The organism is Sphingobacterium sp. ML3W (genome assembly GCF_000747525.1).
Taxonomy (GTDB): domain Bacteria; phylum Bacteroidota; class Bacteroidia; order Sphingobacteriales; family Sphingobacteriaceae; genus Sphingobacterium.
Window position 1 is genome coordinate 2332228 of sequence record NZ_CP009278.1, and the last position, 22305, is coordinate 2354532.

Genomic DNA, 22305 nt, shown 5'->3' on the forward strand with positions numbered 1-22305 from the left:
AAGAATGAAAAAGCTATATACATGTTTGGCTCTGTTTGTATGCCTTGGATTTGGAGGCTGTAAACACGACGAATGGTTTGATCGGGATTCCAAAAGTATGATCACGGATGATCAGCTTTGGAACGATCCAAAATTGCTGACTTCACTATTGGCAAATTATTATAACCGCTTACCAACTCTTCATGGTGTTTTTAACACGGGTGGTATGAGTGAGCTGGATGATGCGATGTGGTCCGGGCACCGTGATCAGAATTGGCGTAATGATTTTCAATTTGGTGATGACTACGGCCGTTATTGGGATTATGGATTAATTCGTGATATCAACCTTTCATTAGAAAACGTAGAAACATTAAGTATCAAGTTAACTGAAGCAACAAAGAAGCAATATCTGGCGGAACTTCGATTTATTCGGGCACTGGTTTATTTTGAAATGGTAAAACGTATGGGAGGAGTTCCTTTGGTGACGACGCAACTCATCTATGATTTTAGCGGTGATCCAACGCCGCTTCAGGTACCTCGGGCTAAAGAGCATGAGGTTTACGATTTTATATACCAGGAAATGGAAGCAATAAAAGAGGATCTTGCGGGTAATAGTACGAGTAAAACCCGAGCCAATAAATATACGGTTCTTGCTTTGGAAAGTAGAGCAATGTTGTATGCGGCATCCTTAGCTAAATACAATGGTTTGATGGCAGAACCAATCGTTACTGCTGGTGGTGAAGTAGGAATACCTGCAACTATGGCGAATGATTATTATCGTAAATCATTAGCAGCTTCTAAAGAGCTGATGAGTGGTCCTTATCGTTTGTTCAATGAAAATCCGGATAAGGGCAATAATTTCTACGAAATGTTGAACAAAAAAACAGGATCTGAAGTAATTTTTGCAAAGGATTTTGCAGTTGGTCTTAAAATCCATCGCTTTACCTATGATAATATTGTCAAAAGCCTGACAGAAGACAATGAGTCCTCATCCACCATTTCTCCTTCGCTCAGTTTGGTGGAGAGTTTCGATTATCTTGATGGACGGAAAGGGACGCTTCAAGATCGTGATGCGAATGGAAATTACATAACTTATACTGGTATTGATGATATTTTTAAGAACAAGGATGCCCGTCTATATGGTACTGTGGTTTATCCAGGAAGTTCTTTCCGAAATAGTGGCGTGAGCATACAGGCAGGTGTTGCGACATGGCAAAACGGAACGTACCAACTTGCAACAGCTCCAGAATTGGGCCAGCAATTAGGAAATCAACTTGGGGAAGCAAATGCAGGTGGATTGTGGACTGGTTTTGATGGTCCGAAGGATGATGCACAGGATGTGAGCAATACGGGTTTCTATATCCGCAAATTTGTGAGTGATGCTCCTGCTGCTAGTGCCAGAGGGACATCTGCGGCAAATTGGTGGCCTTGGTTCCGTATTGGCGAAGTTTACCTAAATGCTGCTGAAGCTACATTTGAGCTTGGACAAACCGGTGAAGCTACTCAATACATCAATACTTTACGTGAGCGTGCTGGATTTCCGGCCAATAGTATCAGCACATTAAGCATGGATATCATTCGTAATGAACGTAGGGTAGAACTTGCTTTTGAAGATCACCGCTTTTTCGACTTGAAACGATGGCGTTTAGCGCATACGGTATGGAATGGATCTGAAAATGACCCCAATGCTGTGGTATGCGGTCTGTATGGTTATCGTGTGGTACGTCCAGGACATGTGGACCATGGTAAATTTATCTATGCACGCATGAAACCTAGTCGTTTCCGCAAAGCTCGTTTTTTCCGTTTAGCAAATTATTATTCTTCTATTGAGCAAAGGGTGCTGGACAATAATCCAAAAATTGTTAGAAATCCATTGCAATAATCTACTGAGTCATGAAAATAAAATTTTTAACAGTACTAACTGCTATACTAGGTCTTTTGGTAGTTGGTTGTGAATATGATAATTTTGAAACACCTAAAGATTTGTTAACCGGAAAAGTAGTTTTTGAGGGTAAAGCTGTCGGTGTTCGCAATAATGGTCCTGAACTGGAGTTATGGCAGGATGGTTATCCTTTAAAATCATTGATTCCGGTATATATCAATCAAGCAGGTGAGTTTTCTGCCAGCTTATTTAAAGGAAAGTATAAATTAGTCCGAAAAGGAAATTCACCATGGCTTCGCCAATCGACCGATACGATTGATGTAAATGTGGATGGAAATACAGTTCTGGATGTACCCGTTACTCCTTATTTTTTGGTGGAAAATGAAAGTTTTCAGACAACAAACGGTCAACTATCGGCAAACTTTACCATCAAAAAAACCGTTGAGTCTTCCAATCTGGATCAAGTAAAGGTTTTCTTGCGGAAATCTATGTTGACCGATCATGTCGTTTTCGATCAGGAAATTAAAATTGATCTTAACAACATCGTGCTTGGAGCGGAAACACGTGTTACCGCACAGTTGTCTACTGGATTGAAAGACCAGGATTATATTTTTGCGCGTGTGGGTGTGAAGGCTTCCTCATCGGAAGAGTATACTTACACTCCTGTACAAAAGATAATCTTAAAGTAATTTATGCGGTACTATTTGTAAATTCGTGAAAAGCATGCTCAATATCATTCTATTAACCTTATAACATAAACCTTACATGAAGACAAGAAAATGGCAGCTAGCCAGAATCTTAATTACTTTTTTTGCCGCTAACATGATCGGTCAGGCAATCGGTCAGGAATATAAATCCGGTCCTGCCGAAAAGGACTTTGTCGGTTACCTATTTGCGTATTTTAAAGGCAATGCAGTAGCAGATGAATCTGTTTGTTTTGCTGTTAGTACCGATGGTTATACCTATCGCGCATTGAACAACAATCAACCTGTCTCGGACTCAAAGCTTATCAGTACAACGGGTGGAGTACGCGATCCACATATTTTGAGAGGGGAGAACGGTCAGTCTTACTATATGGTGCTGACCGATATGACCTCATCAAAAGGTTGGGATTCTAATCGTGCTTTGATATTGTTAAAATCGGATGATCTTATTCATTGGGAACATCATGTAATTAATATTCAAGATCGATTTAAAGGTCATGAAAGTTTGAAGCGCGTTTGGGCTCCACAAACCATATATGACCCCGCTGTTAATAAATATATGGTTTACTGGTCAATGAAGCATGGCGATGGTGCTGATATCATTTACTATGCTTATGCTAATAGCGACTTCACTGATTTTGAATCTGAACCTAAAGTACTGTTTGTTCCTAAAAATGGTAAATCTTGTATCGATGGTGATATTATCAATAAGAATGGGCTATTCTATATGTTTTACAAAACTGAAGGACATGGTAATGGTCTTAGGTTGGCTTTGACGGATTCTCTTACTTCTGGAAAATGGATTGAGCAGCCTGGTTATAAACAACAGACTACTGACGCTGTTGAAGGATCGAGTGTGTTTAAACTTAATCAATCAGATCGATACATTTTAATGTATGATGTGTATGGGAAAGGTAAGTATCAGTTCTGCGAATCGGAGGATTTGGATCGTTTCAAGGTGATTGATCATGACGTTAGCATGGATTTTCATCCGCGACACGGTTCTATTATTCCATTGTCAAGAAGTGAATTTAAAACAGTGACAGATCGTTGGGGTACACCAAAGGATATCACAGTGCCAAATCGAAAAAATCCCATATTGGATGGGTTCTATGCAGATCCAGATGTTCTGTATTCCAATAAAACAAAGAAGTATTATATCTATCCAACGAGTGATGGATTTGATGGCTGGGGAGGTTATTATTTTAAGACTTTTTCTTCCGATGATTTGAAAGAGTGGAAAGATGAAGGTGTTATTCTGGATTTGAAAAAAGACGTGCCTTGGGGAACCCGCAACGCCTGGGCTCCAACCATAACGGAAAAAAAGGTCAAGAGAGATTATAAATATTACTATTATTTCACTGCCGCGCAAAAGATAGGCGTTGCTGTTGCTGATGAGCCTACAGGTCCATTTAAGGATTCAGGAAAACCCTTGATCGATTTTAAACCTGATGGTATTAAAGGTGGACAGGAAATTGATCCAGCAGTTTTTAATGATCCGAAATCTGGCAAAAGTTATTTGTATTGGGGAAATGGTTATCTAGCTGTTGCAGAATTGAACAAGGATATGGTATCAATTAAACAAAATACCATGAAAACATTAAAGATTGATGGTACATTTCGTGAGGGTATATATGTTATTTACCGAAATGGAACTTATTATTTCTTCTGGTCTGAGGATGATACCCGAAGTGAGAACTATCGGGTACGTTATGGTACGTCATCATCACCAATGGGAGAGATCCATATCCCGGAGAATAACATTGTTCTTGAAAAAGATCCTGCAAAAGGAATTTATGGTACGGGACATAATTCTGTATTGCAAATACCAGGTACCGATGAATGGTATATCGTCTATCACCGATTTAATTATCCTGATGGCATACATATGGGTGATGCAGCAGGTTATAACCGGGAGGTATGTATGGATAAGTTGGAATTCAACACGGATGGAACCATTAAAAAAGTAATTCCTACACATTAGTAGGATTTGCTTTCTTTATAATTTTTACACAAAAACTTACACTATAATGAAACGTTTACTTATCGTCACTGTTCTTAGCTTGAGCTCACTGTTGGTCTTTGCGCAAAATCTGACTATTTCTGGACCCGATAAACGATTAGTGGTCAATATCTCTTTGGAAAAAGGGAAGCTTTATTATGATGTCCAATTAGATGGAAAGGTGATGCTTGAAAGATCTGCGCTTGGATTAAAAGGACGTCATGTTGATCTATCGACTAATTTGAAATTGGTTGGTCAGATAAATAATCAAGTTGATGTGCAGTATGAGGAACCGAAAATAAAACGTAAACAGGTACATTACCAGGCGAATGAGCTGATATGTAAATTAGAAAATAGCGATAAAAAAGCTTTACATGTAGTGTTTCGGGTTAGTAATCATGATATTGCTTTTCGGTACCATGTGCCACAGGTCGGTGAAGAGGCCAATCTTTATATTGAAGAGGAATTGAGTGCATTTAAATTCCCGAATGTGACGACCACCTTTTTGACTCCTCAAGCACCACCCATGTCTGGTTGGATGAAAACGAAACCAAGTTATGAAGAGGAGTATACGGTGGATGCGCAATTGGGAGTTCCCTCCAAGTATGGGTACGGCTATACCTTTCCAGGATTATTCCGTGTTGGTGACCGTGGCTGGGTACTCGTTTCTGAAACTGGAGTAGGAGCACTGTACTGTGGGTCTAAGTTGAGTGAAGGAAGCGAAGACGGTCAATATAAGGTTGCATTTCCGGAGATCGGGGAAAACAACGGGATAGGTAGTGCGCAACCGGCTATTGCTTTACCAGGTAATACACCGTGGCGTACACTGACTGTTGGAAGTACGCTAAAACCTATTGTAGAAACTACGATCGCATTTGATGTGGTTGAGCCTGTGTACAAAGCATCAAAACAGTATACTTATGGACGTTCAACTTGGAGTTGGCTGGAGTGGCAAGACGCAAGTATTAATTTTGAAGATCAGAAAAAATTTGTAGATCTCTCTGCAGCTATGGGCTATGAGTTTGTTTTGGTTGATAATTGGTGGGATAGCAAAATCGGACGGGATAAAATTGAAGCCTTGATTGCTTATGGAAAAGACAAAGGTGTTGGCATCTGTTTATGGTACAATTCCAACGGTTTTTGGAATGATGCGCCACAAACACCTAAAAATATGATGAATACTGCCACTGCACGAAAAAAGGAAATGGCCTGGATGCAAAGTGTCGGTATAAAAGGTATAAAGGTTGATTTTTTTGGTGGTGACAAACAGGAGACCATGAAGCTCTATGAAGATATTTTATCGGATGCGAATGATTATGGTCTATCGGTTATTTTTCACGGCTGTACTTTGCCACGAGGATGGGAACGTATGTATCCCAATTTTGTGGGAAGCGAGGCTGTACTGGCTTCAGAGAATTTGATCTTTACACAACATGCGAATGATACTGAAGCTTTTAATGCGAGTTTACATCCTTTTATTCGGAATGCTGTAGGATCAATGGATTTCGGACCCGTTCTACTCAATAAAAGACATAATCGTGAAAACAACGGTGGCATGATTCGAAAGACAACAGAAACATTTCAATTGGCTACAGCTGTTCTGTTTCAGACACCGGTTCAGAATTTTGGAATTACACCCAACAATCTTACGGAGATGCCTAAACACGTTATTGATTTTATGAAAGCAGTACCAACTACTTGGGATGAAACGGTCTTGATAGACGGATATCCCGGTAAGTATGTGGTATTAGCTCGGCGACATGCTGATCGTTGGTACATCGCAGGAATCAATGCAGAGAAAGAGGAAAAGGAGCTAACGATTCATTTACCTATGCTTGCGGGAGATAAGTGGGAATTGTATGTCGATAATAAGGATAGAACAGCGCAATACCAGGAAATACCTGCACGAAAAGATAAGCTGGTAAAAGTGACGCTTCAGGCAGACGGTGGGTTTCTGATCGTTGGACAGTAAGGTAATATTAGTCTGTAATGATTTTATCTAGATGTGATTAACCCAAGCTTCAAGAGTATTTGATACTTCAAAATACTGATGATTGGAATTTTTAAACCTATTAATCTTAAAATATGCGTAAATACGTTCTTCTTTATTTTCTTTTAGTTACTTATTCTGTTTTTGGACAGGAGGCAAGTAAGAAAGATGTTTTATCGAAATTGACTCTCGCTAATCAATATTGGCAGACTAATCATAAACCCGAAGTATGGGCTTTTTGGGATCAAGCGGCCTATCACAGTGGAAATATGGAGTTTTACAAAGAATTTAAAAATATTGATTTTTTAAAATATTCTGAAGATTGGGCTAATTTTAATGAGTGGAAGGGTGCAAAATCAACTGATAGATCAAATTGGAAGTATAGTTATGGTGAAACAGATGATTTTGTGCTGTTTGGCGATTGGCAGATCTGTTTTCAAACTTATATTGATTTGTATCATATTGATCCTAAGGCAAATAAAATAGCGAGAGCGTTAGAAGTTATGGATTATCAAATTCACACTAAGGAGAATGATTATTGGTGGTGGGCTGATGGATTATATATGGTCATGCCTGTGATGACAAAGATGTATAAATTAACGAAAAACCCACTTTATTTAGAAAAGCTACATGAATATTTGGCGTATGCAGATGATATCATGTATGACAAAGATGAGAAGCTCTATTATAGAGATGCAAAATATGTCTACCCGAAACATAAAAGTACGCATGGTAAAAAAGATTTTTGGGCTCGTGGAGATGGTTGGGTTTTCGCGGGTTTGGCAAAGGTACTGCAAGATCTTCCTAAGGACAATATCTATTATAATCACTATGTAAGGCGTTTTCAGGATATGGCATCCGTTATTGTATCGTGTCAACAAGAAGAAGGGTTTTGGACACGGAGCATGTTGGATCCTGAGCATGCACCTGGTAGAGAATCTAGTGGAACTGCGTTTTTTACCTATGGACTTTTATGGGGCATTAATAATGGACTTCTTGATCATGACAAATTTGAGGTAGGTGCAAAAAAAGGGTGGGATTATTTGAGTAATCATGCTTTACAATCTGATGGGAGGGTGGGTTATATACAACCTATCGGAGAGAAGGCGATACCTGGTCAAGTGGTAGATGCCAATTCAACTGCACCATTTGGGGTTGGAGCATTTTTATTGGCGGGTGTTGAGATGTATAGATATTTAAACGAAAAATGATGAGAAAAATATTGGTATTACTGGTATTACTATGTTGTGTCACGGTTAGTTTTGGGCAGGACAAAACTAATAGCACATTAAACGAAACTTCAAGAGTATTTTGGCTAAGGGAGATGGATCGAATGGCCAGACCTGTTATGCGTAGTTTGGCTTATGATAGTTTAAGGATTAATATGCCCAAAATTACCTCTATAGCGGTTGACAACAAAGAGCATCGTGTTCAAGTACAGTATGTAGAAGTATTAGGTCGAGTTTTATGTGGGATATCGCCATGGTTAGCGTTGAATGACGGTTCAGAAGAAGAGCAGGCACTAAGAAAACAATATCGGAATTGGACTATTCAAGCCTTAAGCAATGCTTTGGATAGTAATGCAAATGATTTTATGCGTTTTGATTTGGGCGGACAACAATTAGTTGATGCATCATTTATTTCAGTTGCATTTTTGCGTTCTTCTTGGTTATGGAATAATCTTGATACTAAAACTCAGAAAAGTTTGATCAAGGCTATTAAAACTACTCGTCAATTCAAACCAGTTTTTTCAAATTGGTTGCTTTTTTCTGCTATGAACGAAGCTTTTTTAGCTCAGTACAGTAAGGATTGGGATGTGATGCGTGTAGACTACGCCTTGCAGCAATTGGAACAGTGGTATGTGGGTGATGGTATGTATAAAGATGGACCATATTATGCCTATGATTATTACAATAGCTATGTTATCCATCCTTTTTTATCTGGAGTCATGGATGTTATTGAACAAAAAACTAAAAGTTATGATGGTATGTTTGCAAAAATCAAACTACGAAATCAACGATATGCTATTATATTAGAGCGATTGGTCAATACAGATGGGACTTTTCCACCATCCGGGCGGTCAGTAATTTATCGTGGAGCTGCATTTCATCATTTGGCTGACATGGTATTAAAAAAACGATTACCCGAGGAACTCACAGAAGGACAGGTTCGCGCTGCTTTATCTGCCGTTTTGCAAAAAACATTTGAAAGTCCAACTACTTATCACCAAAATTGGTTAACGATTGGTCTATACGGAGATCAACCAGGTTTAGGAGATTTTTACAATAATCAAGGAAGTCCTTATTTGTGTAGTACGATTTTTTTACCACTAGGACTTTCGGAAAATGATAGTTTTTGGACTTCAAAAGAAGAAGACTGGAGTTCTAAACGTATTTGGTCTGGACAGGATTGGAATAAAGATAAAAGTAAGGGCATTCAGTAAGAGATAAAAAGTCATGAGATTAGTAACATTTTGTAAAATTGGAGTCGTTCACTGGGCTGCTGATACCCCTAATTCTCGGGCTAGCTCTGACATGTTTTTCCTGTATTAAATTCCCAGCACGTTCTTTAAAGGTGCGATCGTATTTTTTACGGATTTAGTCATCATTTCAAAATTAAGATATTTATTGTTCTTAACTTCATATGCCCACTAAGTTAGCAACTCCAGTGAAGGAGTGACGAGGTAAGGAAGTGAAGAAGTAACAAGAGATAAGTGAAGAAGTAACATAGTGACGAGTAGTTTAATAACTGAGTTATGCGACGAGCCGGTTGCTGGGAAGGGTGAGGGGAAAGTAATCGACTCATTGTACTGTCATTAATACATGGATGCCATATTGGTAATGAAGGGATAAAAAGGAAATTATTCTTCTCAAAACTATTATTTTTCAATTATGTTTTCTTCGATATAAATGTGTTAACTTATCTGAATAACTAACTGATACCGATATGGGTTATCCTATTCCTAAAGATCTGAAAGGGCTGAATGCCGAGCAAATAAAAGTGTCTGTTGAAAAATATGGTGATAATAGCCTGAAAACAAAACGTGACAGCGGGACATGGGTTGTGTTGATGAATATTCTGAAAGAACCGATGTTGATCCTGCTTATCGTGATATCTGTTATTTATTTAGTGGTTGGAAATTATGCTGAAGCCTACTTTATGTTTGCGGCTGTAGTTTTTGTGTCAGGTATTTCTTTTTATCAGGACACGCGGAGCCGCAATGCGATGCAGGCATTGGAAAAGTTAAACGAACCGCACAGTAATGTCATCCGAGATGGTCATATCGTTGCTATCAAAACACATGAAATAGCTGTTGGAGACTTATGTATCACGGAAGAAGGCCAGATTATCAATGCTGATGGCCGTATTGTGCACAGCAATGATTTTTCGGTCAATGAATCTTCTCTTACTGGTGAAAGCCTTTCGGTGTTCAAGGATGCCGATGGTTCGGACAATAAGGTGTATAGCGGCACGATCACTGTTTCGGGTTTGGCAGTTTTTGAGGTGCAGGAGATAGGAGAGCAGACAAAACTAGGAAAGATAGGTCACTCTATTGCTTCTATTATAGAAGAAAAATCACCTTTGCAGTTACAGATTGAGCGCTTCGTGAAAAAGATGGCACTCGTCGGATTAGTAGTCTTTATACTGGTATGCTTGGCCAATTATTTTCAAACTAAAAGTTTTGTTGACAGTCTTTTAAATGGTCTTACTTTGGCCATGTCGATCCTTCCGGAAGAGATCCCTGTAGCATTTACGACTTTTATGGCGCTAGGGGCATGGCGACTCATGCGTGATGGTGTTATAATTAAAAAATCGAGCATCGTAGAGACATTAGGGAGCACCACGGTAATCTGTACTGATAAAACAGGTACAATAACCGAAAACACGATGCACCTGGTTGCTGTGTATAGTGAGGCTGGTGAACGCACTGCATATGAGCAGGATTACCAGCTGCCCGAAATTGCAAGTGTAATTCAGAATGCCATGTGGGCCAGCGAACCCGTGCCTTTCGATCCGATGGAGAAAGAACTCCATCGCCTTTACGAGCAGACTGAAAAAAATGATCGGCGTGCACAGTTTGAGTTATTCCACGAGTATCCTTTGGAAGGAAAGCCACCCATGATGACCCATCTATTTAAAAATAATAGCGGTGAGCGTATTATTGCAGCAAAAGGGGCACCCGAAGCTATTCTCGATGTGAGTAGGCTGTTGCCTGAAAAAAAAGTAGCATTGCGGCGATTAGTGGATCAATTTGGTCAGGAGGGTTACCGTGTATTGGGAGTTGCAACTGCAATTTATGGAAGCGATGAATTTCCTGAAAAGCAACAGGATTTTCCGTTTGATTTTGTAGGGTTTGTTGTTTTTTACGATCCGCCGAAAAAAGGTATCGAAAAGGTGTTTAAGCAAATTTATGAAGCAGGGATCAAAGTTAAAATGATAACTGGGGATAATTCCAATACGGCTGGGTCTATCGCGGCCCAAGCGGGTATCATAAATGCTTCGGCACATATAGAAGGTAAAGAATTGATTGCGCTCTCTGAGGAGCAGCTGGACAGAAAGGTCCAAGAAAGTACCCTCTTTGCGCGCATGTATCCTGAGGCAAAGTTGGCCGTGATCAAATCGCTAAAACGAAATGGTGAAGTGGTGGCCATGCTCGGAGATGGTGTAAATGATGCGCCCGCATTGAAAGCTGCACATATTGGCGTAGCGATGGGGCATAAAGGAACTGAAATAGCGAAGGCAGCAGCAGCTGTAGTGCTGATCAATGATGATTTTTCAAAGTTGGTGCTTGCAATCGCTGCAGGTAGACGCATCTATGCCAATATTAAGAAAGCTATTCAGTATATTATTTCTATTCACATTCCCATTATCTTGACCGTATCACTACCGCTCTTTTTGGGGTGGGTATACCCGCAGATCTTTACCCCTATACATGTCATATTTTTGGAACTGGTGATGGGACCTACTTGTTCTATTGTCTATGAAAACGAGCCAATGGAAAAAAATGCCATGCAACGTAAGCCACGTCCGATATCGGAGACTTTTTTAAACTGGAAAGAATTGATGATCAGTGTGGTTCAGGGTTTGGTGATTACTGGTGGTGTTCTTTTTATCTATCAATATACCCATCAACAGGGAGGTGACGAGAAGATGGTACGGAGTATGGTCTTTACGACATTGATCTTTGCTAATATCCTGCTGAGTTTTATCAACCGTTCTTTTTACTATTATATATACGAGACCATCAGGTATAAGAATCGTCTTATTTATTACATTACCGGTATTACTTTGCTGTTCATGTTTATGATGCTGTATGTTAAGCCTGTTTCCAATTTCTTTAGCATGACGAATCTGGGATTTACCCAATTGTTATTCTGTTTGTTAACAGCGGCAATCAGTACGCTCTGGATGGATCTTTATAAATGGTGGAAACGATCAAGAAATGCATAGCAATTGTTGCTATTTTTACATGTAATTCAAACCAATGGATTGAACTTTTTGATGGTATTACTGCAAAAGGATACTGTTTCCTGACCTTTAATATAACAGGTCGGGAAAGTCAAGATAGCACGTTACCTTTGTTAAGTGTTATCTTTAATTTCAGTTTAGTATAATTATGATTTTAAGGTCTACTTTCCTTTTTTCTTGAGTTCTTTCATCAGATCTTCAAGATAGTCGGTTTGCACTTCCTGAATTTCTAATAACATCTTATTTTGATGCACCAGTAGATGGTCAATTTTGTCACTTAATAATTTTATTTCCAATTCTGCTTTCAGATTGATTTTATAGTCATGTTCACCTCTTATTCTGTCTTTCTGTTCTTGTCTATTTTGACTCATCATAATAATTGGTGCTTGGATGGCAGCTAGACAGGAGAGTATTAAATTGAGTAAAATAAAGGGATAAGGGTCAAATGGTCGACTTGATAAAATTATTATATTGATAATCATCCATATTAAAATGAATGAAAAAAACGTAATAATAAAAAACCAGCTCCCTCCAAAAGCAGCAACTTTATCAGCAAGCTTTTGCCCTGTTGTAAGTTCAGTTTCTATTTCTTCCTGTATATTTTCTGAAAGGATAGAATTTTTTTGAATTGCATCTAGCACATCTTGATCTATGACCGCTAATTCTCCTTTTTCTGTGCTTATAAGTGATGTCAGATAACGTCTTCGATACAGATTAAGTTCGTCCAATGAAATGTAATCGTCTCTTTTAATGTTAGGAAAGTCAACCCTTAATAAATTAAAAATTCCTTCTCTTACATCGCCAGCTCGTATTGCTTCACCTTCTGCTATGGCTATTTTTGTGATTGAACTGCTTTTCATTTTTCAAGTCTTTAAAGTACGAACCAATTATTAACTCCTTATAATTCATATCCGCTCTTGATTATTGTAGTTATCATTTTAAATTGTTCTTTTGCCGCAATTCGATGTTTAGCATGAGCAGGAATAATAATACTTTCACCAAATTTCAGCATGTTTATTTTACCATCAATAGTTACGGTAGCAACACCATCAATGATCTGAACATAAATATCAAAAGCAGATGTTTCATCTTTCAACTCTCTGCCAATATCTAAAGAAGTAGCAGTAATGCTACCAGTTGTTTTATTTAAGATTGTTGTGTTTACCACAGCGTTTTGTACATAGTTAACCATTTCAACGGTTGAATGTACTTTACCTTTATCTAATTCGGGGTTTCTCTTCATTTTAATTTATTTAGAGATTATTGAATGATGAAAAGAGTTGACGAAATCAAAGCCTACTTACTTACCATATTATTGTAAATAAAATATAGCGATAGAAATCAAGACAAAGTTTCTTGAAAATTTGCATTGGTTTATTATACAATTAAATATTTTTATGGTATAATTAGTAGACGAAATTCCCTGTAATTTATAGATCTTCTAAATTTCTGCGCTGTCTATCAGGTAGGTTTTTGAAAAAAGTAGGAGTGAGTCCCGTTATTTTTTTAAATTGTTTAGATAGATGTGAAACACTGCAGTAGTGCATTTTATAAGAGATTTCAGTTAGGTTTAATTCATCATATATAATCAGTTCCTTGATTTTTTCGACTTTGTGAAGTATGATAAAATGCTCTATTGTTATACCTTTTGTTTTTGAAAAGAGCTCCGCTAGGTAATGGTAGTTATGTTGGAGTTTTCCGCTCAGAAAATCAGAAAAATTTATATGAGGCAATTCATCTGCATAGTGAACTGTTTCAATAATAATATTAATTATTTTTTCAATAAGGAGGGCTTTTTTATCATCCATTAGTTCTAATCCTGATCGATGTAATGTTTCTTTAAGCCTATTCTGAAGTGCTTTTGAAATAGGTTTTGCTAATTTTACTTCACCCAGTTCTATTTGATTGAATTCAATACCTAACTTATCCAGTTCAGACTTTACCATCATTTTACAACGAAGGCTTACCATATTTTGAATAAATAATTTCATACTATTCAGTGTCAGGTTTCGGGTGAGTATTAGTGTGCAAAAAATTGAATGACAAAAATGTATATTATTATATTTCGTCAACGATTATATTTTAGTTCCTCAATGCTGCTTACCAATTTTGAATAAGACAGTTAAGTAATATTATACACTTCATTTCAGCAAATCGGACCTCCGCTCTATATACAATGTATTTTTTTTCATTTTGTTTTAATTACTTGATTATATATAGCGGTATGCTGTTTTTTTAGAAATAATTTAAGGTTTACAACCTACCAATTATACAACAAATATTTTTAAATGTACAACTGATACGGGTTTGTAAAACAGAACTTTATCTTGATCAATAAGTGGATTTTTTTTAAAAAAAATAGTAGATGAAAACAGATACAGCATTACAGTTGGATGTTCAAAAGGCCATCCTATGGGAGCCTCTGCTAGATGAAGCAGAAATAGGTGTTACGGTTAAGAATGGTGTTGTTACACTTTCAGGTTATGTGGACAATTATGTAAAAAAACTAGAAGCTGAAAATGCCACAAAGCGTGTTATTGGTGTCAGGGCTTTAGCAGAAAATATCAAAGTAAAATTTGCTAGCTCTTTTTCAAGAACTGATGCCGAAATTGCTGATGAAGTACTTGTAGCACTAAAAAGAAACTGGTCTATTCCCAGTGAAAAAATTAGTGTAAAGGTTGAAGACGGCTGGGTTACATTGGATGGAGAACTGACATGGAACTATCAGAAGGAAGCTGCGCAACATGCTGTACATTATTTCGTAGGAGTTAAAGGAGTGGATAATAACATTAGGATCAAATCTGGTAGGAATGATGCAATTGAGAAGAAAGATATTGAACATGCTCTTAAAAGAAGTACTATAGATGATAGCAATATCAAGGTTTCAGTATCTGATAATGTGGTTACATTAAGTGGTACTGTTGATTCCTGGTATCAAAAAGGAGAGGCCGGTCGCATTACTTGGAACACACCTGGAGTTTCCCATGTGAAAAACGATCTGGATATCGACTACGAAATAGACTTCGGCTAAGTCCTTAATTAAGTAATAATACATTGAAGTAACAGGAAGTAAGGATGTTGATATGAAAAAACTGGAGAATAAAATAGCTATCATAACCGGCGGTTCAAGTAGTATCGGTAAAATAACTGCTCAACTATTTTTAGATGAAGGAGCAAAAGTCATGTTGGTGAATCTTTCTGAAGAGCAATTAAAAGAAGCGGTGACAGAGTTGAGGAGTAAGCACGTTGATTGATGGTGGTATGTGTACGCAGTAATCAAAAGATTATTTAAAGTGTAGTTGTATACCCATAGTGGCAAAATTGTAAAATAATGACAGCGTATTAAAAAATAAAGTTCATGGCAATTCAAACCATAAATCCTTCCAATAATAGAATCATAAAGACCTATTACGAAATGAGCGGAGCAGCTGTGGACACAGCTGTTGGACAAGCAACAAATGCTTTTCAAGAATGGAAGAAAACAGATTATAAAGCCAGAGCACAACTGCTCCATAATGTTGCTGGTCTGCTTCGGAAAAATAAGAAAGAACTTGCAAAGTTGATTACTTTAGAGATGGGTAAATTACTTATTCACGCAGAAGGGGAGATAAAACTGAGCGCTGAAATTTTTGATTATTATGCTAAAAATTCGGAAAAGATGCTCGCTGATGAAGTGCTGAATCCAGTTCACGGTAAGGCGTTTATAAGAAATAGCCCTATCGGTGTATTGCTCGGTATTCAGCCATGGAATTTTCCATTTTACCAAATAGCTCGATTTGCTGCACCTAATATAATGATTGGTAATACCCTATTGATAAAACATGCATCCATTGTGCCGCAATGTGCTTTAGCTATAGAGGAATTATTCAAGCAGGCCGGTGCTCCGGATGGATTGTACACCAATCTTTTGATTTCTAAGGAGCGGGTAGCTGCATTGGTTGCAGATATAAGAGTCAAGGGAGTTTCGCTCACCGGTAGCGAAAAAGCGGGGGCCAGCGTAGCGATAGAGGCCGGCAAGCACATTAAAAAATCAGTACTTGAATTAGGTGGAAGTGATGCATTTATTATACTTGAAGATGCTGATATAGATAAAGCTGTGGAATGGGCTGTGGTAGGAAGGATTAACAATAATGGGCAATGTTGTGTGGCGTCAAAGCGCTTTATCGCCGTGGAAAGTATTGTTAATGAATTTTTAGAAAAATTCAAAATTAAAATGGCTGCATTGGTATTGGGGGATCCTATGGATGCGGAGACAAACTTAGGTCCGCTATGTACAGAGCAAGCCGCCGTAAAAATCGTTGATCAGGTAAAAAGAGCGGTTGAAGGTGGTGCAAAAGTTCTGTTGGGTGGAAAAAGACCAGATAGAGATGGAGCTTATATGCAAGCCACTATTCTCACCGATATAGAACCAGGAAACCCGGTTTATTACGAAGAATTTTTTGGTCCTGTCGCGCTTTTCTTTAAGGTAAAGAATGAAGAAGAAGCCATTGCTTTAGCTAATGATTCACCTTTTGGATTAGGAGGTTCGGTATTTACGCAGGATATTGAAAGAGGGAAGCGCGTAGCCGATCAGATCGATACCGGAATGGTCTTTATTAATCATCCAACCTGGACGCAAGCCGATCTGCCATTTGGCGGGACAAAAGGTTCTGGATATGGAAGAGAAATGGCAGAGTTGGGATTACAGGAATTCGTGAATAAAAAACTGATCAGAATAAGTGAATTGACTGATCCCTTTTAGCTTCTTCCTACTGCTATTAAAAAAAAATCGATAAAAAATTTATCTACTGCTAAGTCTAACTTAAAGGTAGCATCATTTTATACCCGTTAGGGTATAATTTGTCTTGTTTTTGAGTTTTTATACCTGATAGGGTATAAAAATGGTGAATTTCTATATTGTATACCCTAACTGGTATAATTTGTGGATAAAACATCGAATAAACGATTGACTTTGGTTGGTAAATTTTATACCCTTTCTGGGTTCAATTACGAAGGCGGAGATATCTTGCAGACCGTGCTGATACCTGCCTTCTCAACGTTGTGTGCTATAAGTATACCCCATTCTTTCGTGTTCATTATATCTAATCGTTCACGATACATGAACGATCAGATATAATGAACACAATCTAAATAGACAATTTACTTTTCGTTACTGATTTGGTTGAATTTAGTTTTTAAGTGTCTCTTCAATAGTTAATCCAAATGTAGAAGGTATTTACATTTAAGAGTATGCTTTTTTACCGTGTATAGCTTTTAATATTTTTATTTTGAAAAATTTATCTCTACCTTAACTTTAACGTTCATGCCAATTAAATGTTAAACCAATAGTGATGTCTCCAAAAGAAATAGCTACACTCGAAAAATTGAAGGATGGAGATTTAGCTTCATTTAATGATATTTATTTTCAATATTCTCCAAAGATTTATGTGAGGTTGATCAAATTGGTGAAAGATCAAGTTATTGCAGAAGAAATCTTGCAGGATGTATTTACAAAAGTATGGGTCAACCGCACTAAGATCGATCCTGCTAAAGGTTTTGTGTCTTTCCTCAATCATATTTCGGATAATCTGGCTATTGATTTTTTTCGGAAAGTGCAGCGGGATAAAGCGCTGCAATTAGAGCTGTGGGTATCTGCAGTAGAGTTGTATTATCATACGGAAGAACATGTTTTTTTTAAAGATACGCAGGACATTTTAACAAAGGCAATCGATTCGTTGAGTCCAAAACGCAAAGAAATATTGATGCTCAATAAGTTTCATGAAAAAAGCTATAAAGAAATTGCCGAAGAGCTGGGTATTTCTGTTTCCACTGTTAGCAATCAATTGGTGAATGCACTAAAAGATATCAAAGAATATATTCGTAAAAACTACCGTAACGAGGCTATAATCAGCTTTTTGGCCACTCTACTATTTAAAATATAAAAAAAAAGTGAAATACCGATAGTGTGTTTCTTTCGGACAGACGTATAGAGAGTTAAATACAGCAATGTATCCAACTAATTATAAACTGTTTTGAAAGGACATATTTTTAAATATAAGCTGCAAGAGTATATTCATAATAGACTCGACCTAAAGGAATATGAGGCATTCTTTGATGAATTGAATGTGGTGGATCCTATTCTGCTTCAACAATGGGTTGCAGAAATTTTAGAGGAGAAAGAGGATGATGCAAGTCATCGTATTCCAATTCCTGACCTTTCCAAAGTTCATAAACAGGTACTTCAAAATGTTTATGAGATAGATCCTCCAGTAACGGGAACAACTCGAAAAATGACGTATTGGATGTGGGCATCTAGTGCGGCGGTATTCCTTTGTGTGCTTTCTCTGCTCTATATATTCAATTTTAAAACACCTAGCGAAGTCAATGACAGGTCCAGGTTGTTTGCGTATGAAAATACCCATTCTTATACGATCGATATGCAGCTGCCTGATAGTTCCATAGCTATTCTGTATCCAAATGCTAAGATCAGCTACGTGCTGAACGAGGAAGGGGACCGAGAAATTAAACAATTGCAGGGAAAGGTGATTTACAAAGTACATAAGAATCCAAAATCTCCTTTTACGGTTAATTATCGGGACTATGTCACGAAGGCGCTAGGTACGGTATTTAGTGTAGATCCTAAATCGGATGAAAATATACTGATTAAACTTCTGGAGGGCAAGGTTTCAGTTGGCCATTTTGATGCGCTACCAAAAGATCTGGTATACCTGAATGCGAATGAAGAGGTGGAAGTTGATTTGAAGTTGCATAAAATGACCAAATTGTCGGAGAAGGTATTGGAAAAATCTCGTTTAGCACGTGTTGATAAAAAGCTGAGTGAGCTTATCCCTAGTTTTAACGCTAACGTAGCCTGGACCAATCAAGCAGTTGAATTTAGTCAAACCAAAAATACACAACTCTTACAGGTCATCGAAAATCTATATGAAGTATCGATTATCTGTGAAAGCCCGGAATTACTATCCAATTCATTTACGGGAAGCCTCAATAGAAAAGAGCCTCTTGAAAAATTCTTAACCAATTTCTGTCAATTAAATGGTTGCTCGTTCCGTCTTGATAATGGAATCGTCCATCTGAGCAATTTAATAAGAAAGGAGGGCCCAAATTAGGAAATCAACCCGCAATTATGCCTAAAAAATAAAACGACCAGTTTTTAATTTTTAATAACCAATACTTAATATTATGAAGCATATTTTAATCAAATTAATGCTAATGGGACAGCTATTCCTATACTTTTCGGTAGGATTTGCCCAATCCAACCTGAAAGTCAGTGGTAAGGTTGTGGATGCCGAAGGAAATTCTTTACCTGGTGCCAGCATCGACCTCATTCATGAAAAGACAAATAAGAAAGTGAATTTTGTTGCTGACAATGACGGATTATTCATCTTGAGCCCACTTACTGGAGGAGAAAGCTATTCCATTTTTGGACATCATATAGGTTATGCTGCCGATTCTGTCAAACATTTTGTAGCTACTGCTAACAGTAAAAATACGATTCTTATTCGATTAAAAACCAATACGGGTACCATTGATGAAGTCGTGGTGATCGGTTATGGTTCTGTACAGAAAAAAGATTTGACAGGAGCTATTTCTACTGTATCTGGTAAGGATATACAAGTTCGTAAATCCACGCAATTATCCCAAGCATTGCAGGGTTCGGTACCAGGGGTTATGGTCACGAGGTCCAATAATGCCCCAGGTAGTACTGCTCAGGTACGTGTGAGGGGTATAACGACGATCACGGAGGGTGGGATGAACCCATTGATTATTTTGGATGGAGTTCCTATTGCAGATATGAATGCTGTGAACCCAAATGATGTTGAGAATATAACGGTGTTGAAAGATGCAGCTTCTGCTTCCATATATGGGGCTAGGGCAGCAGCAGGTGTGATTTTGATTACGTCAAAACGTGGTGAAGAGGGGAAAGTGGCGTTGGAATATAATGGCGAATATGGTTTTGAAAAACCGACTAAGTTACCTGAATATGTAGATGCGGTTAGGTATTTACAATTAAGTAATGAGTTGCGCTGGAATGACAACAATAATAATGACAATCAATATCCGATATATGGCAAAGATCTGATCGATAATTACCGACAAAATAATGCGGAAAATCCAGACCAATATCCAATGACAGATTGGAGAAAAATGATTTTAAAGAATTCGGTTCCCCGGCAATCACATTTGCTCTCCGTTACAGGTGCCGGAAAAGCATTGCGCACGCGTTTTTCTCTTGGATATGACAATGCCGACGGCTTATATATCGATCGGAATTATAAACGTATCACTGCTCGTGTGAACAATGATGTGAAAATAAATGATTTTATTTCATCGATTATTGATATAAATTTTAAACGTAGCATAAACGAAAATCCTTCGATAGACCCCATGTATAGAATAGGAATAACAGCGCCTATTTATGCCGCACAGTGGCAAGATGGACCTGTAGCATCAGGGAAAGATGGCGACAATATTTATGGAATGATTACCCAAGGTGGGTTTAAAAATTATCAGTATAATCAAATCGCTGGAAAATTGGCACTGGATGTGAAACCTTTGGATGGATTGAAATTGACAGGTGTTTTTTCGCCACTTTTGAATTTTGATAAATCGAAACTGTTTACCAAAAAAGTACCCTTTACGGCTTGGAATAATCCGGCTCAAAACATTGGTTTTATCAATGGATATAATCAAACTAATCTGGATGAGAGTCGGGTAGAAAGCTATGAATATACTGCACAATTTTTAGCAAATTATCAAAAAAGCATTAAAAAGCATAACTTCAATGTGCTCGCCGGATATGAATCTTACTATTATTTTAATGAGAATCTGTCTGCCTCAAGAGATCAATACCTATTGACCAATTATCCCTATCTAAATTTAGGTCCGCTCGAATTTAGAGATAATGGTGGTGGGGCATACGAAAATGCGTATCGCTCATATTTTGGACGCATCATGTATAATTTTGCCGATAAATATTTTGTCCAAGCCAATGTTCGTTATGATGGTTCTTCACGCTTTGCTCCGCAATACCGTTGGGGTACTTTCCCTTCTTTTTCTGTCGGTTGGACCGTGAGTGAAGAAAGTTTTTTAAAGGATATTTCATGGGTTGACTTTTTAAAGATTAGGGCATCTTACGGTACGTTAGGTAATGAACGTATTGGTAATTATCCATATCAGGCACTACTGAAATTTGAAAACAGCTCCTTATTTTATAAAGGTAATGAAGCCGTTTCTGCTCAATCAGCAGCTCAATGGCAATATGCTATCCGTGATATTTCATGGGAAAAAACAGAATCGTTTGATGTAGGGTTGGATTATGTTGGTTTTGGGAATCGGTTGAATTTTACTTTTGATTATTATAAGAAAATTACCAATGATATGTTACTGGAACTGCAGATACCGCAGTATATTGGGTTTGATAACCCAAATCAAAACACAGGTAAAATGCATACCAAAGGTTGGGAACTGGTGTTGGGATGGAAGGATAAAGTAGGTGATTTTAGTTATGGCGTAAACTTTAATCTCTCAGATTTTAAATCTGTGATGGGTGATCTTGGGGGGACAGAATTTTTAGGTGATCAAATTAAAATCGAAGGAAGCCAATTTAATGAGTGGTATGGTTATGTAGCGGACGGCTTATACCAGACGCAAGAAGAGGTCAATAATTCAGCTGTGCTGAATGCGAATGTCAAAGCTGGTGATGTCCGATACCGCGATATCTCGGGACCTGAAGGTAAACCTGATGGGAAAATATCGCCAGAATATGATCGGATGCTGTTGGGAGGATCACTGCCACGATATATGTACGGTGGTATGTTGAATATTGGGTATAAAGATCTGAGTTTTTCCTTTGTATTTCAGGGAGTTGGGAAACAGCATGTTCGCCTCACAACCGATATGGTGCAACCCTATCAACAAAATTGGGGGAATTTTCCAATGATTTTAGATGGCGAGACTTGGTCCAATTATAATACGGTAGAGCAGAACAACACTGCACGGTATCCCCGTTATTCTAATACTTCCGCTAATAACAATTACGCAATGTCCGATTTTTGGTTGTTTAATGGTCGTTATTTTAGATTGAAAACAATCGGAATCAATTATAATATCCCTTCTTCTCTCTTGACCAGATATAAAATCAAGGGACTCGGTATTTCGGGAACAATCAGCGATCTGTTTACGGCTAATAAATATCCTAAAGGTTGGGATCCAGAACTGACGAGTTTTGCTTATCCCATCACAACTTCATTTTTATTAGGGTTATCATTAAAATTTTAAA

At 37.8% G+C, this 22305-nt stretch carries 16 protein-coding genes; 13 read left to right on the plus strand and 3 right to left on the minus strand.

The features are described 5' to 3' along the window. Positions 1-4: 4 nt before the first annotated feature. The 7 genes from KO02_RS09925 to KO02_RS09955 all read left to right on the plus strand — a co-directional run bounded on the left by KO02_RS09925 (position 5) and on the right by KO02_RS09955 (position 12008). Complete coding sequence (locus KO02_RS09925; protein WP_038697958.1) at positions 5-1861, plus strand: RagB/SusD family nutrient uptake outer membrane protein; 1857 nt, start codon at positions 5-7, stop codon at positions 1859-1861. An 11-nt stretch (positions 1862-1872) separates the two neighbouring features. Next, positions 1873-2550 carry a DUF3823 domain-containing protein gene (locus tag KO02_RS09930; protein WP_038697960.1) on the plus strand — a complete coding sequence of 226 codons (678 nt, stop codon included), beginning with the start codon at positions 1873-1875 and terminating at the stop codon, positions 2548-2550. A gap of 76 nt (positions 2551-2626) precedes the next feature. Next, on the plus strand, positions 2627-4549 hold the full coding sequence (locus KO02_RS09935) for a family 43 glycosylhydrolase (protein ID WP_038697962.1): 1923 nt from the start codon (positions 2627-2629) through the stop codon (positions 4547-4549). Between the two features lie 46 nt (positions 4550-4595). After that, positions 4596-6539: a glycoside hydrolase family 97 protein gene (locus KO02_RS09940; RefSeq protein ID WP_038697964.1), complete on the plus strand. Its 1944-nt coding sequence runs from the start codon at positions 4596-4598 to the stop codon at positions 6537-6539. Positions 6540-6652: 113 nt separating this feature from the next. Further along, positions 6653-7768, plus strand: a complete 1116-nt coding sequence (locus KO02_RS09945; RefSeq protein WP_038697966.1) for a glycoside hydrolase family 88 protein — start codon at positions 6653-6655, stop codon at positions 7766-7768. Then, positions 7765-9000, plus strand: coding sequence for a DUF2264 domain-containing protein (locus KO02_RS09950; protein WP_200878628.1), 1236 nt, complete (start codon positions 7765-7767; stop codon positions 8998-9000). Before KO02_RS09945 ends, KO02_RS09950 begins: the two co-directional genes overlap by 4 nt. 503 nt (positions 9001-9503) lie before the next feature. Continuing rightward, on the plus strand, positions 9504-12008 hold the full coding sequence (locus KO02_RS09955; RefSeq protein WP_038697970.1) for a cation-translocating P-type ATPase: 2505 nt from the start codon (positions 9504-9506) through the stop codon (positions 12006-12008). Between the two features lie 179 nt (positions 12009-12187). Here KO02_RS09955 and KO02_RS09960 read toward each other — a convergent pair whose 3' ends face one another. The 3 genes from KO02_RS09960 to KO02_RS09970 all read right to left on the minus strand — a co-directional run bounded on the left by KO02_RS09960 (position 12188) and on the right by KO02_RS09970 (position 14017). Next, positions 12188-12886 (minus strand): DUF1003 domain-containing protein, encoded by a 699-nt coding sequence (locus KO02_RS09960; RefSeq protein WP_038697972.1) that lies wholly within the window; start codon positions 12884-12886, stop codon positions 12188-12190. 38 nt (positions 12887-12924) lie between these two features. After that, complete coding sequence (locus KO02_RS09965; protein ID WP_038697974.1) at positions 12925-13269, minus strand: cupin domain-containing protein; 345 nt, start codon at positions 13267-13269, stop codon at positions 12925-12927. A 187-nt stretch (positions 13270-13456) separates the two neighbouring features. After that, the gene (locus KO02_RS09970) at positions 13457-14017 is read right to left on the minus strand and encodes a helix-turn-helix domain-containing protein (RefSeq protein ID WP_038697976.1); all 561 of its coding nucleotides are present in this window, start codon (positions 14015-14017) and stop codon (positions 13457-13459) included. 374 nt (positions 14018-14391) lie between these two features. Here KO02_RS09970 and KO02_RS09975 point away from each other — a divergent pair, with 374 nt between their 5' ends. The 6 genes from KO02_RS09975 (at position 14392) to KO02_RS09995 (ending at position 22304) form a co-directional block, all read left to right on the plus strand. Beyond that, positions 14392-15057 carry a BON domain-containing protein gene (locus KO02_RS09975; RefSeq protein WP_038697978.1) on the plus strand — a complete coding sequence of 222 codons (666 nt, stop codon included), beginning with the start codon at positions 14392-14394 and terminating at the stop codon, positions 15055-15057. Between the two features lie 52 nt (positions 15058-15109). Next, positions 15110-15280 (plus strand): SDR family NAD(P)-dependent oxidoreductase, encoded by a 171-nt coding sequence (locus tag KO02_RS23270; protein WP_081918348.1) that lies wholly within the window; start codon positions 15110-15112, stop codon positions 15278-15280. A 104-nt stretch (positions 15281-15384) separates the two neighbouring features. Continuing rightward, positions 15385-16767, plus strand: a complete 1383-nt coding sequence (locus KO02_RS09980) for an NAD-dependent succinate-semialdehyde dehydrogenase (protein WP_038697980.1) — start codon at positions 15385-15387, stop codon at positions 16765-16767. A gap of 589 nt (positions 16768-17356) precedes the next feature. Then, on the plus strand, positions 17357-17947 hold the full coding sequence (locus tag KO02_RS09985) for an RNA polymerase sigma factor (protein ID WP_038697982.1): 591 nt from the start codon (positions 17357-17359) through the stop codon (positions 17945-17947). Between the two features lie 90 nt (positions 17948-18037). After that, on the plus strand, positions 18038-19132 hold the full coding sequence (locus KO02_RS09990) for a FecR family protein (RefSeq protein ID WP_038697984.1): 1095 nt from the start codon (positions 18038-18040) through the stop codon (positions 19130-19132). Between the two features lie 73 nt (positions 19133-19205). Continuing rightward, a complete protein-coding gene (locus KO02_RS09995) occupies positions 19206-22304 on the plus strand; it encodes a SusC/RagA family TonB-linked outer membrane protein (protein ID WP_081918349.1) in 3099 nt (1032 codons plus the stop codon). Position 22305 lies beyond the last annotated feature (1 nt).

Excerpts from the sequence above, each read along its gene's own strand:
- KO02_RS09980 (WP_038697980.1), top strand. The coding sequence starts at position 15,385 with ATGGCAATTCAAACCATAAATCCTTCCAATAATAGAATCATAAAGACC.
- KO02_RS09965 (WP_038697974.1), bottom strand. The coding sequence starts at position 13,269 with ATGAAGAGAAACCCCGAATTAGATAAAGGTAAAGTACATTCAACCGTT.
- KO02_RS09940 (WP_038697964.1), top strand. The coding sequence starts at position 4,596 with ATGAAACGTTTACTTATCGTCACTGTTCTTAGCTTGAGCTCACTGTTG.
- KO02_RS09970 (WP_038697976.1), bottom strand. The coding sequence starts at position 14,017 with ATGAAATTATTTATTCAAAATATGGTAAGCCTTCGTTGTAAAATGATG.
- KO02_RS23270 (WP_081918348.1), top strand. The coding sequence starts at position 15,110 with ATGAAAAAACTGGAGAATAAAATAGCTATCATAACCGGCGGTTCAAGT.
- KO02_RS09955 (WP_038697970.1), top strand. The coding sequence starts at position 9,504 with ATGGGTTATCCTATTCCTAAAGATCTGAAAGGGCTGAATGCCGAGCAA.
- KO02_RS09950 (WP_200878628.1), top strand. The coding sequence starts at position 7,765 with ATGATGAGAAAAATATTGGTATTACTGGTATTACTATGTTGTGTCACG.
- KO02_RS09985 (WP_038697982.1), top strand. The coding sequence starts at position 17,357 with ATGTCTCCAAAAGAAATAGCTACACTCGAAAAATTGAAGGATGGAGAT.
- KO02_RS09975 (WP_038697978.1), top strand. The coding sequence starts at position 14,392 with ATGAAAACAGATACAGCATTACAGTTGGATGTTCAAAAGGCCATCCTA.
- KO02_RS09935 (WP_038697962.1), top strand. The coding sequence starts at position 2,627 with ATGAAGACAAGAAAATGGCAGCTAGCCAGAATCTTAATTACTTTTTTT.
- KO02_RS09925 (WP_038697958.1), top strand. The coding sequence starts at position 5 with ATGAAAAAGCTATATACATGTTTGGCTCTGTTTGTATGCCTTGGATTT.
- KO02_RS09960 (WP_038697972.1), bottom strand. The coding sequence starts at position 12,886 with ATGAAAAGCAGTTCAATCACAAAAATAGCCATAGCAGAAGGTGAAGCA.
- KO02_RS09930 (WP_038697960.1), top strand. The coding sequence starts at position 1,873 with ATGAAAATAAAATTTTTAACAGTACTAACTGCTATACTAGGTCTTTTG.
- KO02_RS09995 (WP_081918349.1), top strand. The coding sequence starts at position 19,206 with ATGAAGCATATTTTAATCAAATTAATGCTAATGGGACAGCTATTCCTA.
- KO02_RS09945 (WP_038697966.1), top strand. The coding sequence starts at position 6,653 with ATGCGTAAATACGTTCTTCTTTATTTTCTTTTAGTTACTTATTCTGTT.